This is a genomic window from Citrobacter freundii complex sp. CFNIH9, from assembly GCF_002903305.1.
GTDB classification, from domain to species: Bacteria; Pseudomonadota; Gammaproteobacteria; order Enterobacterales; family Enterobacteriaceae; genus Citrobacter; species Citrobacter portucalensis.
Genome location: NZ_CP026238.1, coordinates 2975664 through 2991253, shown reverse-complemented (window position 1 = coordinate 2991253; position 15590 = coordinate 2975664). Strand labels below are relative to the sequence as shown.

Genomic DNA, 15590 nt, shown 5'->3' with positions numbered 1-15590 from the left:
ATGACATCATCTCTGCCCTCTGGGCAAACGTCATTATTGTTACAGATGACACAGCGCCTCGCGCTGTCTGACGCGCATTTTCGTCGGATATGTCAATTAATCTACCAGCGTGCGGGGATCGTACTGGCCGACCATAAGCGGGACATGGTTTATAACCGCCTGGTTCGTCGTCTGCGTACCCTGGGGCTGGATGACTTTGGTCGCTATCTCAGCATGCTGGAAGCTAACCAGAACAGTGCTGAGTGGCAGGCTTATATTAACTCCCTGACTACCAACCTGACCGCGTTTTTTCGCGAAGGGCATCATTTTCCGGTGCTGTCAGATCACGCTCGTCGGCGCAGCGGTGAATACCGCGTCTGGAGCGCGGCGGCGTCAACCGGAGAAGAACCCTACAGCATTGCGATTACGCTTGCCGATACCTTAGGTATGGCTCCGGGCCGCTGGCGCGTTTTTGCCAGCGACATTGATACCGAAGTGCTGGAAAAGGCCAGAAACGGCATTTACCGCCTCGATGAGCTAAAGACGCTGTCACCCCAGCAGTTGCAGCGTTATTTCATGCGCGGCACCGGGCCGCATGAAGGACTGGTACGCGTAAGGCAGGAACTGGCAGGTCATGTTGAATTTTCCAGCGTGAACTTACTGGATAAGCAGTACAACGTGCCCGGACCGTTCGACGCCATATTTTGTCGTAACGTGATGATCTATTTCGATAAAACGACACAACAGGACATTTTGCACCGTTTTGTTCCACTTCTTAAACCTGACGGGCTGCTGTTTGCAGGTCATTCAGAAAACTTTAGCAACCTTGTGCGCGAGTTTAGCCTGCGTGGACAGACCGTGTATGCGCATGCGCCAGGTAAGGATAAAGCATGAGTAAAATCAGGGTGTTGTCGGTAGATGATTCTGCATTGATGCGTCAAATCATGACCGAAATTATTAACAGTCACAGTGATATGGAAATGGTGGCGACGGCGCCGGATCCGTTGGTCGCCCGGGATTTAATCAAAAAATACAATCCCGACGTCCTGACGCTGGACGTGGAAATGCCGCGTATGGACGGCCTCGACTTCCTGGAGAAGTTGATGCGCCTGCGTCCAATGCCTGTGGTGATGGTTTCTTCACTGACCGGTAAAGGTTCAGAGGTCACGCTGCGGGCCTTGGAACTGGGGGCGATTGATTTTGTCACCAAACCGCAACTGGGGATCCGCGAAGGGATGCTGGCATATAGCGAGATGATTGCCGAAAAGATCCGCACCGCATCGCGCGCAAAACTGGCGGCCCATAAGCCCATGGCGGCACCGACGACCTTGAAAGCAGGGCCGTTACTCAGTTCGGAAAAGCTGCTGGTGATTGGGGCATCAACCGGAGGAACAGAGGCAATTCGCCATGTACTCCAGCCATTGCCGCTTTCAAGCCCCGGTATTCTTATTACCCAGCATATGCCACCAGGGTTTACCCGTTCGTTCGCCGAACGTCTGAACAAACTGTGCCAGATAACCGTGAAAGAGGCAGAAGACGGAGAGCGCGTACTCCCGGGGCATGCGTATATCGCGCCGGGCGACAAGCATATGGAACTGGCACGCAGCGGCGCGAACTATCAAATCAAAATTCATGACGGTCCGCCGGTTAATCGGCATCGGCCCTCAGTGGATGTGCTGTTCCATTCGGTGGCGAAACATGCGGGGCGCAATGCCGTCGGGGTGATCCTGACCGGTATGGGCAACGATGGCGCAGCCGGAATGTTAGCGATGAATCAGGCGGGAGCCTGGACCATTGCGCAAAACGAAGCAAGTTGTGTGGTGTTCGGCATGCCGCGCGAGGCCATCAATATGGGTGGCGTAAGCGAAGTGGTCGATCTTAGCCAGGTGAGCCAGCAAATGCTGGTGAAAATTAGTGCCGGACAGGCAATACGTATTTGAATCAGGAGTTTATTTTTATGGCGGATAAAGAGCTTAAGTTTTTGGTTGTGGATGACTTTTCCACCATGCGTCGCATCGTGCGTAACCTGCTTAAAGAGCTGGGATTCAACAATGTTGAAGAGGCTGAAGACGGCGTGGATGCGCTGAACAAGCTGCAGGCTGGGGGATTCGGTTTTGTTATTTCTGACTGGAACATGCCGAACATGGATGGACTGGAACTGCTGAAAACCATCCGTGCCGATGGCGGGATGGCTTCTCTGCCGGTGCTGATGGTCACGGCAGAAGCGAAAAAAGAGAACATCATTGCGGCAGCACAGGCAGGTGCCAGTGGCTATGTCGTGAAACCGTTCACGGCGGCGACGCTGGAAGAAAAACTGAATAAAATCTTTGAGAAACTGGGCATGTGAGGGTGTGATGATGATGCAACCACAAATTAAACCTGCTGACGAACACTCTGCAGGGGACATCATCGCGCGCATCGGCAGTTTGACCCGAATGCTGCGCGACAGCCTGCGTGAACTGGGGCTGGATCAGGCCATTGCCGAAGCGGCAGAAGCGATTCCTGATGCCCGCGATCGTCTCGATTACGTTGTACAGATGACCGCGCAGGCGGCGGAGCGTGCGCTAAACAGCGTAGAAGCTTCGCAGCCGCATCAGGACGCGATGGAAAAAGGGGCCAAAGACCTGACTAAACGCTGGGATGAATGGTTCGAAAATCCGATCGAACTGTCCGATGCTCGTGAACTGGTCACCGATACCCGTCAGTTCCTTGGTGATGTGCCTGGACATACCAGCTTTACCAATGCCCAGTTGCTGGACATCATGATGGCGCAGGATTTCCAGGATCTCACCGGTCAGGTCATCAAGCGCATGATGGATGTTATCCAGGAGATTGAACGTCAGCTGCTGATGGTTCTGTTGGAAAACATTCCGGAACAGGGCGCACGTCCAAAACGTGAAAACGAAAGCTTGCTTAACGGCCCGCAGGTTGACGCCTCGAAAGCCGGCGTAGTAGCAAGTCAGGATCAGGTTGACGACCTGCTGGATAGCCTCGGGTTCTGATGCGTATTTGCCGGATGTGAGGCGTGGGCCTCTCATCCGGCTTACACGCAATTCAGCTTAAAGCCATAAATCCCGTCTTTTTTACCGCTTACTCTTCCCATTGCTGGATAGCTGTTCTGGCATCATTCACGCCTATATCTCTATCCAGGGTCTGATGCGTGGCAGAAGAAAGCGACGACGACAAAACAGAAGCCCCCACACCCCACCGACTTGAAAAAGCGCGGGAAGAAGGGCAGATCCCCCGATCCAAAGAGCTGACCTCACTGCTTATTTTGCTGGTGGGTGTGTGCATTATCTGGATTGGTGGGGAGTCGCTTGCCCGCAGGCTGGCTGGCATGCTGTCGGCCGGATTACGTTTTGACCACAGTATGGTTAACGACCCGAATCTGATCCTCAGCCAAATCATCCTGCTGATTAAAGACGCGATGATTGCGCTGTTACCGTTGATTACCGGCGTCGTTCTGGTGGCTTTAATCTCCCCGGTGATGCTTGGCGGCTTGATTTTCAGCGGTAAATCCCTGCAACCCAAATTCTCTAAGCTGAATCCGCTGCCGGGCATTAAGCGCATGTTTTCCGCGCAAACCGGCGCAGAACTGCTCAAAGCAATACTAAAGTCCACGTTAGTGGGAAGCGTGGCCGGATTTTATCTCTGGCATAACTGGCCAGCGATGATGCGTCTGATGGCGGAGTCACCAATTACGGCGATGGGCAACGCCCTGGATTTAGTCGGTATGTGTGCACTACTGGTGGTACTTGGCGTTATTCCGATGGTGGGGTTTGACGTCTTTTTCCAGATCTATAGCCATGTGAAAAAGCTACGTATGTCGCGTCAGGATATCCGCGATGAATTTAAGCAAAGCGAAGGTGACCCGCACGTTAAGGGCAAAATTCGTCAAATGCAGCGCGCGGCCGCTCAGCGTCGCATGATGGCGGATGTGCCGAAAGCAGACGTTATTGTCACTAACCCTACGCACTACTCAGTGGCGTTGAAGTATGACGAGAACAAAATGAGTGCGCCGAAAGTTGTTGCGAAAGGGGCCGGGCTGGTTGCGCTGCGCATTCGTGAAATTGGCGCAGAGCACCGTGTCCCGACATTAGAAGCACCACCACTGGCGCGTGCGCTCTATCGCCATGCTGAGATTGGTCAGCAAATACCGGGTCAATTATATGCCGCCGTTGCTGAAGTACTGGCATGGGTATGGCAGCTAAAACGCTGGCGTCTGGCTGGCGGCAAGCGTCCACCACAACCTGAAAACCTTCCGGTGCCTGAAGCACTGGATTTCATGAACGAGAAGAATACTGATGGCTAATCTGGTCGCGATGCTGCGTCTGCCCAGCAACCTGAAATCCACGCAATGGCAAATTCTTGCCGGACCGATCCTCATCCTGCTGATCCTGTCGATGATGGTGCTGCCGCTGCCGGCTTTCGTCCTCGATTTGCTGTTCACATTTAACATTGCGCTGTCGATCATGGTGCTGCTGGTGGCGATGTTCACCCAGCGTACACTGGAGTTTGCCGCATTCCCGACGATTTTGCTGTTTACCACATTATTACGTCTGGCCCTGAACGTCGCGTCTACCCGTATCATTTTAATGGAAGGACACACTGGCGCGGCGGCGGCGGGGAAGGTGGTTGAAGCCTTCGGCCACTTCCTGGTGGGCGGTAACTTCGCGATCGGCATCGTGGTCTTCGTGATTCTCGTCATCATTAACTTTATGGTAATCACCAAAGGTGCAGGGCGTATCGCCGAGGTTGGCGCGCGCTTCGTTCTGGATGGTATGCCCGGCAAGCAGATGGCGATTGATGCAGATTTAAATGCCGGTCTGATTGGCGAAGATGAAGCTAAAAAACGACGCTCGGAAGTGACCCAGGAAGCGGATTTTTACGGCTCAATGGACGGTGCGAGTAAATTCGTCCGTGGAGATGCCATCGCTGGTATTTTGATCATGGTAATCAACGTGGTCGGCGGTCTGTTAGTTGGGGTGTTGCAGCATGGTATGAGCATGGGCAGCGCTGCGGAAAGTTATACCCTGCTGACCATCGGTGACGGGCTGGTGGCACAAATTCCTGCGCTGGTTATCTCTACTGCGGCGGGTGTTATCGTGACCCGCGTGAGTACCGACCAGGACGTAGGCGAACAGATGGTGACCCAACTGTTCAGCAACCCCAGCGTCATGTTGCTCAGTGCGGCGGTACTTGGACTTTTGGGTCTGGTTCCGGGCATGCCGAACCTGGTGTTTCTGATGTTTACTGCCGCATTGTTGGCTCTGGCATGGTGGATGCGCGGTCGTGAGCAAAAAGCGCCAGATGAACCGCAGCCGGTGAAAATGCCGGAAAACAACTCCGTGGTGGAAGCCACATGGAACGACGTGCAGTTGGAAGATTCGCTGGGCATGGAGGTAGGTTACCGCCTGATCCCAATGGTGGACTTTCAACAGGATGGCGAGTTGCTGGGGCGAATTCGCAGTATTCGTAAGAAATTTGCCCAGGATATGGGCTTCCTGCCGCCGGTGGTACACATTCGAGACAATATGGATCTGCAGCCAGCCCGCTATCGAATTTTGATGAAAGGGGTAGAAATTGGCAGCGGTGACGCCTATCCGGGACGCTGGCTGGCCATTAACCCGGGTACTGCCGCCGGGTCGCTGCCGGGTGAGAAAACGGTCGATCCGGCGTTCGGATTGGACGCTATCTGGATTGAAAGCGCATTGAAGGAACAGGCGCAGATTCAGGGCTTTACGGTGGTTGAAGCCAGTACTGTTGTCGCTACGCATCTAAACCACCTGATTGGGCAGTTCGCCGCTGAGCTGTTTGGCCGTCAGGAAGCGCAGCAGTTACTGGATCGAGTGTCGCAGGAGATGCCAAAGCTGACGGAAGATCTGGTGCCGGGCGTTGTGACGCTCACCACGCTGCATAAAGTGCTGCAGAACTTGCTGGACGAGAAAGTACCGATTCGCGATATGCGCACCATTCTTGAAACGCTGGCGGAACATGCGCCGCTGCAAAACGATCCGCATGAGCTTACCGCGGTCGTCCGTGTTGCGTTAGGACGCGCCATCACTCAGCAGTGGTTCCCGGGTAATGAAGAGGTTCAGGTTATCGGTCTTGATACTCCGCTCGAGCGTTTGCTGCTGCAAGCGCTGCAGGGGGGCGGCGGTCTGGAGCCTGGGCTTGCAGACCGACTGCTGGCCCAGACTCAGGAAGCGCTGTCCCGGCAGGAAATGTTGGGCGCGCCGCCGGTCTTGCTGGTTAATCACGCGTTACGTCCGTTACTGGCGCGGTTTTTACGCCGCAGCATCCCGCAGTTGGTGGTGTTATCGAACATGGAGCTTTCCGATAACCGCCATATCCGCATGACGGCGACCATTGGAGGTAAATAATGCGTAAGTTACTGTGGTTGTTGTTTTTTCCTCTGGTGGCGCAGGCCGCCGGAGAAGGGGCCTGGCAGGCAAGTGGCATGGGGATCACCTTAAATCACCGTGGCCAGTCAGCCTCGTCTGATCCTTTGGTTCCCAGCCAGCCGGTCTCAGGCTTGATGACGCTGGTGGCCTGGCGCTATGAGCTGAATGGCCCCACGCCCGCAGGTTTGCGGGTGCGTTTATGTTCTCAGTCCCGTTGTGTCGAGCTGGACGGGCAAAGTGGGACCACCAACGGGTTCAATAACGTTCCGGCCATTGAACCGATGCATTTTGTCTGGGAGGTCCCCGGCGGTGGTCGCCTGATCCCCGCGTTACGCATTCAGAGCAATCAGGTGATTGTGAACTACCGTTAACCCCCTCCGTCATTCAGACCAGCAGTTGAAACTGCTGGTTGTTTCAACATTCCAGCTTCTCATTCAATTAAATAGAAACGTCGTTTTATAAAATAAGTGACGTACGTTGCCGGACTCTTTGTATTCTTGCCATTTCACGAATCCTTCTGGCAGAAATAGAAAGGTTTCACTTTCTGTTAGCTTTTACTGTGACCCTATAAGGATGCCCATTGTCAAAGCGAGGATTGCGGGGCCTCCCAAATAAAGCTGCTGCGCCGTAACAGGGGCAGGTCACAGCATTGAATCCGACATTGACAGAGGTTTAGTAAATGATTGTTTACCCGGTTAAACATAGCCCATTATTGCGCCAGCCAGAACATTTTATTGCCAGGGATGAATTAAAAACGCTGATCAAAAAGGTGACGCATAACCTGGTCAATATTCATGACGAAACCGGTGAGTTCTTACTGCGTCTGGACGATGGACGCGTAATTGATACTAAAGGCTGGGCGGGATGGGAGTGGACACACGGCGTCGGCCTGTACGGGATGTATCAGTACTATCTGCAAACCGGCGATGAAACGATGCGCGATATCATCGATAGCTGGTTTGCCGATCGCTTTGCTGAAGGTGCAACCACTAAAAACGTGAACACCATGGCGCCATTTTTAACGTTGGCGTATCGCTATGAAGAGACGCGTAATCCAGCGTATCTGCCGTGGCTCGACAGCTGGGCTGAGTGGGCAATGCATGAGATGCCGCGTACCGAATTTGGTGGTATGCAACACATCACGCTGGCGGAAGAAAACCATCAACAGATGTGGGATGACACGCTGATGATGACGGTTTTACCGCTGGCGAAGATTGGCAAGCTACTCAATCGCCCGGACTACATCGAAGAGGCAACGTATCAGTTCCTGCTGCACGTGCAAAACCTGATGGATAAAGAAACGGGGCTGTGGTTCCACGGCTGGAGCTATGAAGGAAATCATAACTTTGCTAATGCCCGCTGGGCGCGTGGCAACAGTTGGTTAACTATCGTGATCCCGGACTTCCTCGAATTACTTGATTTACCGGAAAACAATGCTGTTCACCGCTATCTTGTACAGGTCCTGAACGCGCAAATCGCGGCGCTGGCGAAATGCCAGGATGAAAGTGGGTTGTGGCATACCTTGCTGGACGACCCGCAGTCGTATCTGGAAGCATCGGCAACTGCCGGATTTGCCTATGGGATCCTCAAAGCAGTACGTAAACGCTATGTTGGGCAAGAGTATGCGCCGGTAGCCGAAAAAGCCATTCGCGGCATTGTGCAGCATATTTCACCGGAAGGTGAACTGCTGCACACCTCGTTTGGTACCGGGATGGGACACAATCTCGATTTCTACCGCAACATCCCTCGGACCTCCATGCCTTACGGACAGGCGATGGCGATGCTGTGCCTTACCGAATACTTGCGAAAGTATTTTTGATATCGGTATTCGATGGTGATACCGCTATCGGACCTGATTGTTCAGTCGTCACTGTTTGTACCGTGTTGTCCTGCGGGGCAAACAGATGATCCATGATTTGACGCATAACCGGCGCGGCGGTGACACCATCGCTGCCGCCGTTTTCCAGAATTAACGCCACCGCGACCTTCGGGTTCTTATAGGGTGCAAATGCGGTATAGAACACGTGGTCGCGCAAGCGGACAGGGATCATCTTCGCATTGTAGGTCTGATTTTCTTTCAGGCTAAAGACCTGCGAGGTGCCGCTTTTTGCCGCAATGCCGTATGGCGCGGTGTGAAAGAACTTATAACCTGTACCATTTGGTTCATTCGCCATGCCGAACATCGCCTGACGCACCAGTCCCCAGTAGGGCGATGAGGCTGAGGCGATTTGTGACGGTGCTTCTGGAGCCTGATACGGCGTGATGGTTTTGCCGCTCTCTTCATCGAGCAGCAGGTGAGGGACGATAACCTTGCCGTTGTTAATCAGTGCGACCATGGCTTTTACCATCTGGATAGGTGTGGCAATCCAGTAGCCCTGACCGATGCCAACTGAAATAGTGTCCCCCTGATACCAGGCTTTTTTGTGCACTTTTTGCTTCCATTCGCGGCTCGGGAGCAGGCCGTTATACTCCTCATCAAGATCGATGCCGGTCGGTTTACCGTAACCAAACTGGCTGAGCATGCTGTTAATCCGGTCGATCCCCATCATATACGCCACCTGATAGAAGAACGTATCGGCAGACTCTTCTATCGCTTTGGTGACATCCAGCATACCGTGGCCCGTTTTTTTCCAGTCACGGTAATGTCGCTCGGTGCCGGGTAGCGTCCAGGTAGGGGCACCGAAGAAACTGGTCTGCGGCGTGATTACCCCGTTCAGTAATGCCGACATCGCCATATACGGTTTGACCGTTGAAGCGGGAGGGTACAATCCCTGCGTGACGCGGTTGATTAATGGCAGGTCTTTATCCTGGAGTAGCTTGTTATAGTCCTGATAGCTGATGCCTTTGACAAACGGATTAGGGTCATAGCTGGGGTTTGAGACCATCGCCAGTACGGAACCGTCGTGTGGATCTTCAACCAAAACGGCGGCACGCTGGCCAGCCAACAGGCTCTCAATGTATTGCTGTAAATGTAAATCCAGCGTCAGATGGATATCTTTTCCGGCAACGGGCGGCACATCTTTGATCAGGCGTACGATGCGTCCGTGGTTATCTACTTCCACCTCCTGATAACCGGTTTTTCCATGCAGTTCGTTTTCGTAATAGCGCTCAATACCTTGCTTACCGATGTTGTGATCGGCGGCGTAGTTCTCCGCCAGACCCTTTTGATCCAGTGCTTTCAGGTCGTTGTCATTGATTTTTGAAACATAACCCAGGACATGCGCCAGCGCCGCGCCATAGGGATACTGGCGGTCTTCGTAACTATTGATGTTGACGCCGCTAAAATGAAACTGGTTTACCGAAAAACGGGCGATTTCGACATCGGTTAGCGCATTTTTTAGCACCACAGGACGATAGCGGCTGCTGGCTTTCAGCTCATGGCGAAACTGGTCTATGTCATCAGGTGTGAGGTCAACGATCGGCGTGAGCTGCTGGAGTAACGCATTCATATCGCTGATTTTATACGGCGTAACGGAAATATCGTACCAGGTAACGTTGCGCACCAGCGGGATGCCGTTGCGATCGTAAATCATGCCACGCGTTGGGGCGACGGGCAGCATTTTGATGTCGTTTGCATTCGACCGGGTGGTGTAATACTGGTGCTGACAGATTTGTAAGTTATACAGATTGTAAATCAGGATGCCAAAACAGATGACTACTAGGCCAAAGGCCACCAATACACGCCGCTGGAAGAGCTTTTCTTCCGCCTCAAAATCTCTGAATGTCATTGACTCGTACCCGATTAATTCGCCGCCTAATGATACGGAGGCTTAGACGGGATGACAGGCAAAAGATGTTCCATATCTCTAGGGAAATGTGTCATTCCTTGTGGGTTGTTACAAATTACAGTGAACGTAGCGCCTGATGGTGCTTTGCTGATCAGGCCTACGAGGGCGGTCATTCGGGGAAATAAAAAAGCCCGCGACATAGCGCGGGCTTTCACATTATTTGAAGTGATTACATACGTTCTACGGTTTCGATACCCAGTGTATCCAGACCCAGCTTCAGGGTTTTCGCCGTCAGTTGTGCCAGCTTCAGTCGGCTGTTACGAATCTCTTCGTTTTCAGCGCTGAGAATAGGGCAGTGCTCATAGAAGCCGGAGAACAGACCAGCAACGTCGTACAGGTAAGCACACATCACGTGTGGCGTACCTTCACGCGCAACGACGGTCAGCGTTTCTTCAAACTGCAGCAGACGCGCCGCCAGTTGAGCCTCGCGATCTTCGCTGATAACGACCTGCGCATTTGCCAGCGCGCTTTCGTCGATATCTGCTTTACGGAACACGGACAGTACGCGGGTATAAGCGTACTGCATATATGGCGCGGTGTTACCTTCGAACGCCAGCATGTTGTCCCAGTCGAAGATGTAGTCGGTGGTACGGTTTTTGGACAGATCCGCGTATTTCACTGCGCCGATACCGACCGCATTTGCCAGTTTTTCCAGTTCGTCGGCAGGCATGTCCGGGTTCTTCTCCGCGACCAGACGACGTGCGCGCTCCAGCGCTTCATCCAGCAGATCGGCCAGTTTAACCGTGCCGCCCGCACGGGTTTTGAACGGTTTACCGTCTTTGCCCAGCATCATACCGAACATGTGGTGTTCCAGCGGCACTGAATCCGGCACATAACCAGCTTTACGTACGATGGTCCAGGCCTGCATTAAGTGCTGATGCTGGCGAGAGTCGATGTAATAAAGTACGCGATCGGCATGCAGGGTTTCGTAACGATACTTGGCGCAGGCGATGTCGGTTGTGGTGTAGAGATAGCCGCCATCTTTCTTCTGAATGATAACGCCCATCGGTTCGCCTTCCTTGTTCTTGTACTCATCAAGGAATACGACGGTAGCGCCTTCGCTTTCAACAGCCAGGCCTTTCGCCTTCAGATCGGCGACGATGCCTGGCAGCATCGGGTTGTACAGGCTCTCGCCCATGACGTCGTCACGGGTCAGGGTAACGTTGAGGCGATCGTAGGTTAACTGGTTCTGCGACATGGTAATGTCGACCAGTTTGCGCCACATCTCGCGGAAGTATTCGTCACCGCCTTGCAGTTTCACGACATAACTACGGGCGCGTTCAGCGAAGGCTTCATCTTCGTCATAATGTTTTTTCGCATCACGATAGAAACCTTCCAGGTCAGCCAGCGCCATCTCTCCGGCATTTTCCTGCTGCTGTTTTTCCAGCCATGCGATGAGCATACCGAACTGAGTACCCCAGTCGCCGACGTGGTTAGCGCGAATAACGTTGTGACCGAGGAACTCCAGCGTACGCACCGCCGCGTCACCGATGATGGTGGAACGCAGGTGACCAACGTGCATCTCTTTCGCTACGTTAGGCGCAGAGTAGTCAACCACGACGGTTTGTTTAGCCGGTTGAGTGACGCCCAGACGATCGGAAGCCAGCGCCTGCTGAACGTGCTGCGCCAGAAATACCGGATCGAGAAAAATATTGATAAAGCCCGGGCCTGCAATTTCAACTTTGCTGGCAATCCCGTTGAGATCCAGATGAGTCAGCACCTGCTCAGCAAGTTGTCGCGGCGCCATACCCAGTTTTTTAGCGACAGCCATCATGCCGTTAGCTTGATAGTCGCCGAACTGTACTTTTGCTGACTGACGAACCTGCGGTTCGCAATCTGCAGGCGCGCCTGCAGCAATCATGGCCTGACTGACTTTTTCTGAGAGAAGAGCCTGAATATTCACCGGAATACCTTACATTTATGAAGCGGCCTAAAATTCACCGCACCAGTTTAAGAATTAAGGGCGGGAGTATACTGCAAATGCCCGTTGCCGTCAGCATTGTGTGTACCGCCAGTAGCCTGAAATATAAACAATGCAATGGCGTAAATTTATTCATGATGTGTTCGAAGAAAACAGCGGTTGGATGGCGCAGCGCAACAGAGTAAATTAGCGACTTTGAACATGGATATGAGCTTTTAATATGGCGAACTGGCAAACCGTTGCAGAACTACAGGATATTTCTGCAGATTTACCGCATTTCACGCAGGCATTAACGGAACTTTCTACCCGTCTTGGGCTGGATATCACAGGCCTGGAAGCCGATCACATTTCCTTGCGTTGCCATCAAAATACCACCGCAGAGCGCTGGCGTCGTGGGTTTGAACAGTGCGGTGAATTGTTGTCAGAAAACATCATTAACGGCAGACCTATTTGTCTTTTTAAACTGCATGAGCCGGTTTGTGTGCAACATTGGCAATTTTCCATCGTCGAACTGCCGTGGCCGGGCGAAAAACGCTACCCACATGAAGGCTGGGAACATATTGAAATTGTTCTGCCGGGAGAAGCGGAAACGCTGAATGCGCGAGCGCTGGCGCTGCTTTCCGATCACGGTCTGAGTCAACCGGGCATTTTTGTGAAAACCAGCTCGCCAAAAGGAGAGCGTGAGCGTTTACCGAATCCGACGCTGGCGGTTAGCGATGGTAGCGTGACGATAAAATTCCATCCGTGGTCGATTGAAACCATTGTGGCAAGCGAACGTCAGGAGTGAGCATGGCTATACTGGAAATCTGCTGTTACAGCATGGAGTGCGCGCGCACGGCGCAGCAAAACGGCGCGGATCGTATTGAACTATGCTCGGCACCCAAAGAAGGGGGCTTAACGCCGTCACTGAGCGTCTTGCGTTCAGTTCGCCAGCACATTTCGATTCCCGTCAATCCCATTATTCGCCCACGTGGAGGCGACTTTTGCTACACCGAAGGTGAATTTGCTGCAATGCTGGATGATATTGTGATGGTCAGGGAACTGGGATTCTCAGGGCTGGTGACCGGCATTTTAGATGTGGATGGCAATGTCGATATGCCGCGCATGGAGAAAATAATGATTGCCGCCGGTTCGCTGCAAGTCACTTTTCATCGGGCCTTTGATATGTGTGCTAACCCACTCAATGCGCTTAAAAAATTAGCTGATTTGGGCATTGCCAGAGTACTCACTTCAGGGCAAAAATCAGATGCGGCGCAAGGTTTAACAAAAATAATGGAACTTATTGCGCAGCCCGGTGCTCCAATCATTATGGCCGGAGCGGGGGTTCGCGCCTCGAATTTGTCCCTGTTCCTTGATGCTGGAGTGCAGGAAGTCCACAGTTCTGCCGGAGTATGGCTGGCTTCACCAATGCGTTATCGCAATTCGGGGTTGTCGATGTCTTCGGATGCGCAGGCGAATGAGTATTCGCGCTATGCGGTAGACGGGACGGCGGTTGCTGAAATGAAAGCAATCATTGCACACCATCAGGCCAGCTGATTTTACCGTTGCATCATGTCGCCCAATATGATGCTTGCTCGTACCAGGCCCCTGCAATTTCAACAGGGGCCTTTTTTTCTCCTTCATATTTCAAGCCGCAGCAGCGTTGGCCGCCTCGCGCACCCCGGTCACGTAGTTATCTACGCTCCCGGGGATTTGCTGCGTTGCCGCCTTGCTGCAACTTGAACTATTTTGGAGAAACGGTGCTATACGTAACGGTCATTCGGCAATCCATCACGGCTTACGCGCAATCAAGACCGCACGCAGCGGGGCGGGGTAACCTTCTACCGTTTTGCTGTGGTCGTTCGGATCGAGGAAGTCGGCCAGCGACTCGGTTACCATCCACTCGGTGCGGCGCTGCTCTTCGGTGGTGGTGACGCAGACATCGGCGATGCGCACATCAACAAAACCGCATTTTTCCAGCCAGTTTTTTAGCGCCAGCGCAGACGGAATAAAGTAGACGTTACGCATCTGCGCGTAGCGATCGCCCGGCACCAGTACGGTATTTTCATCACCTTCGACGACCAGCGTTTCCAGCACCAGTTCGCCATCTTTTACCAACTGATCCTTTAACTGCCACAGATGTTCCAGCGGCGATCGGCGGTGATAAAGCACGCCCATGGAGAACACAGTGTCAAAGGCGTTTAGCGCTGGAAGTTGCTCAATACCCAGCGGCAGTAGGTGAGCACGCTGGTCATTGCCCAGCAGTTTACGTACCGCCTCAAACTGGCACAGAAACAGTTGCGTAGGATCGATCCCAACCGCCAGATGCGCTCCAGCGCCAATCATGCGCCACATGTGATAACCACTGCCACAGCCAACATCAAGAATGGTACGGCCGGTGAGATCAGACAAGTGCGGCAGAACGCGATCCCACTTCCAGTCGGAACGCCATTCGGTATCGATGTTGACGCCGTACAGCGAGTACGGTCCTTTACGCCATGGCATCAGGTTACGCATCAGGGTGTCGATACGTTTAAGCTGGCCTTCGCTGAGCGGTTCTTTACTTTCTGCGGTAACGCTGTGTAGTAAATCCAGACGATGCGGCGTCAGCTCGGGCAGAAACTCGACGGCGTTTGACCATTGTTTAAATAAACCATGCTGATCGCGCTGCCAGGCAGCGATTTGCGCCGGAAGCGTTTCCAGCCAATGGGACAGATGATTTTTGGCAATCAACTGATAAAAGTTACCAAAATCGATCATGCGCCAACCTCAGCTTTCAACGCCACCAGAGAGCCAAAATTGAAGCACTGGAACCACAATTCGCTGTGCTCAAAGCCGGCCTGATGCAGTCGCGCTTTGTGCGTTTCTACCGAGTCGGTCAGCATCACGTTTTCCAGCATGCTGCGTTTCTGACTAATTTCCAGTTCGCTGTAGCCATTGGCCCGTTTGAAGTCGTGGTGCATGTTGAACAGCAGCTCGCCAACGTTAGCGTCTTCGAAACTGAATTTTTCAGACAGCACCAGCGCGCCGCCGGGATTCAACCCTTGATAAATCTTATACAACAATGCCTGGCGCTCAGGTGGCTCAAGGAATTGCAGGGTAAAATTCAGCACCACCATCGAGGCGTTTTCGATAGTAATGTTGCGAATATCGCCTTCGACAACCTCAACCGGGGTCGGTGCCTTATAGGCATCAATATGACGACGGCAGCGCTCAACCATCGCCGGGGAGTTATCGACGGCAATAATTTTGCAATTCTCGTGATGAATATTGCGACGCACCGAGAGCGTCGCCGCGCCCAGAGAACAGCCCAGATCGTAGACCTGCGTGTTGGGTTGTACGAAACGTTCGGCCAACATGCCAATCATAGATATGATATTGGAATAGCCAGGAACGGAACGCTGGATCATATCCGGGAAGACTTCAGCTACCCGTTCATCAAAGGTCCAGTCACCCAGACTGGCGATAGGCGCAGAAAAAAGCGTGTCGCGGTGAGACATAACGTAAAAATCCGGGAAA

Annotated in this window: 14 protein-coding genes; 10 read left to right on the top strand and 4 right to left on the bottom strand. The window is 53.0% G+C overall.

Translation table 11 applies throughout. From position 1 onward, the window contains the following. The 8 genes from cheR to bglB all read left to right on the top strand — a co-directional run bounded on the left by cheR (window position 1) and on the right by bglB (window position 8202). Window positions 1-873, top strand: coding sequence for a protein-glutamate O-methyltransferase CheR (gene cheR / locus C2U43_RS15320; protein ID WP_103285435.1), 873 nt, complete (start codon window positions 1-3; stop codon window positions 871-873). Beyond that, window positions 870-1919 carry a protein-glutamate methylesterase/protein-glutamine glutaminase gene (locus C2U43_RS15315; protein WP_003833872.1) on the top strand — a complete coding sequence of 350 codons (1050 nt, stop codon included), beginning with the start codon at window positions 870-872 and terminating at the stop codon, window positions 1917-1919. The genes cheR and C2U43_RS15315 overlap by 4 nt, the downstream gene beginning before the upstream one ends. 17 nt (window positions 1920-1936) lie before the next feature. Next, window positions 1937-2326, top strand: a complete 390-nt coding sequence (cheY, locus tag C2U43_RS15310) for a chemotaxis response regulator CheY (protein ID WP_003034656.1) — start codon at window positions 1937-1939, stop codon at window positions 2324-2326. Between the two features lie 10 nt (window positions 2327-2336). Then, a complete protein-coding gene (gene cheZ / locus C2U43_RS15305) occupies window positions 2337-2981 on the top strand; it encodes a protein phosphatase CheZ (RefSeq protein ID WP_003034659.1) in 645 nt (214 codons plus the stop codon). A 158-nt stretch (window positions 2982-3139) separates the two neighbouring features. Then, on the top strand, window positions 3140-4291 hold the full coding sequence (gene flhB / locus C2U43_RS15300; protein ID WP_003833866.1) for a flagellar biosynthesis protein FlhB: 1152 nt from the start codon (window positions 3140-3142) through the stop codon (window positions 4289-4291). Then, window positions 4284-6362 carry a flagellar biosynthesis protein FlhA gene (gene flhA, locus C2U43_RS15295; RefSeq protein WP_003833865.1) on the top strand — a complete coding sequence of 693 codons (2079 nt, stop codon included), beginning with the start codon at window positions 4284-4286 and terminating at the stop codon, window positions 6360-6362. The genes flhB and flhA overlap by 8 nt, the downstream gene beginning before the upstream one ends. Further along, entirely contained in the window at window positions 6362-6754 is a 393-nt protein-coding gene (gene flhE, locus C2U43_RS15290) for a flagellar protein FlhE (protein ID WP_003833862.1), read from the top strand. Before flhA ends, flhE begins: the two co-directional genes overlap by 1 nt. Before the next feature lie 308 nt (window positions 6755-7062). Beyond that, on the top strand, window positions 7063-8202 hold the full coding sequence (bglB, locus tag C2U43_RS15285) for a beta-galactosidase BglB (RefSeq protein WP_008785063.1): 1140 nt from the start codon (window positions 7063-7065) through the stop codon (window positions 8200-8202). On the opposite strand, the gene mrdA is transcribed toward bglB, so the two are convergent. Continuing rightward, complete coding sequence (gene mrdA / locus C2U43_RS15280; protein ID WP_048216124.1) at window positions 8174-10111, bottom strand: penicillin-binding protein 2; 1938 nt, start codon at window positions 10109-10111, stop codon at window positions 8174-8176. The genes bglB and mrdA overlap by 29 nt on opposite strands. A gap of 229 nt (window positions 10112-10340) precedes the next feature. Continuing rightward, window positions 10341-12074: an arginine--tRNA ligase gene (gene argS, locus C2U43_RS15275; protein WP_008785061.1), complete on the bottom strand. Its 1734-nt coding sequence runs from the start codon at window positions 12072-12074 to the stop codon at window positions 10341-10343. 238 nt (window positions 12075-12312) lie between these two features. On the opposite strand from argS, the gene C2U43_RS15270 reads away from it, so the two are divergent. Together C2U43_RS15270 and cutC are read left to right on the top strand one after the other, a co-directional pair. Then, on the top strand, window positions 12313-12879 hold the full coding sequence (locus C2U43_RS15270) for a VOC family protein (RefSeq protein WP_003833855.1): 567 nt from the start codon (window positions 12313-12315) through the stop codon (window positions 12877-12879). Between the two features lie 2 nt (window positions 12880-12881). Beyond that, window positions 12882-13628: a copper homeostasis protein CutC gene (gene cutC / locus C2U43_RS15265; RefSeq protein WP_103285434.1), complete on the top strand. Its 747-nt coding sequence runs from the start codon at window positions 12882-12884 to the stop codon at window positions 13626-13628. Between the two features lie 234 nt (window positions 13629-13862). Here cutC and cmoB read toward each other — a convergent pair whose 3' ends face one another. Then, window positions 13863-14831 (bottom strand): tRNA 5-methoxyuridine(34)/uridine 5-oxyacetic acid(34) synthase CmoB, encoded by a 969-nt coding sequence (cmoB, locus tag C2U43_RS15260; protein ID WP_003833851.1) that lies wholly within the window; start codon window positions 14829-14831, stop codon window positions 13863-13865. After that, window positions 14828-15571, bottom strand: a complete 744-nt coding sequence (gene cmoA / locus C2U43_RS15255) for a carboxy-S-adenosyl-L-methionine synthase CmoA (protein ID WP_103285433.1) — start codon at window positions 15569-15571, stop codon at window positions 14828-14830. Before cmoA ends, cmoB begins: the two co-directional genes overlap by 4 nt. Window positions 15572-15590: the final 19 nt, after the last annotated feature.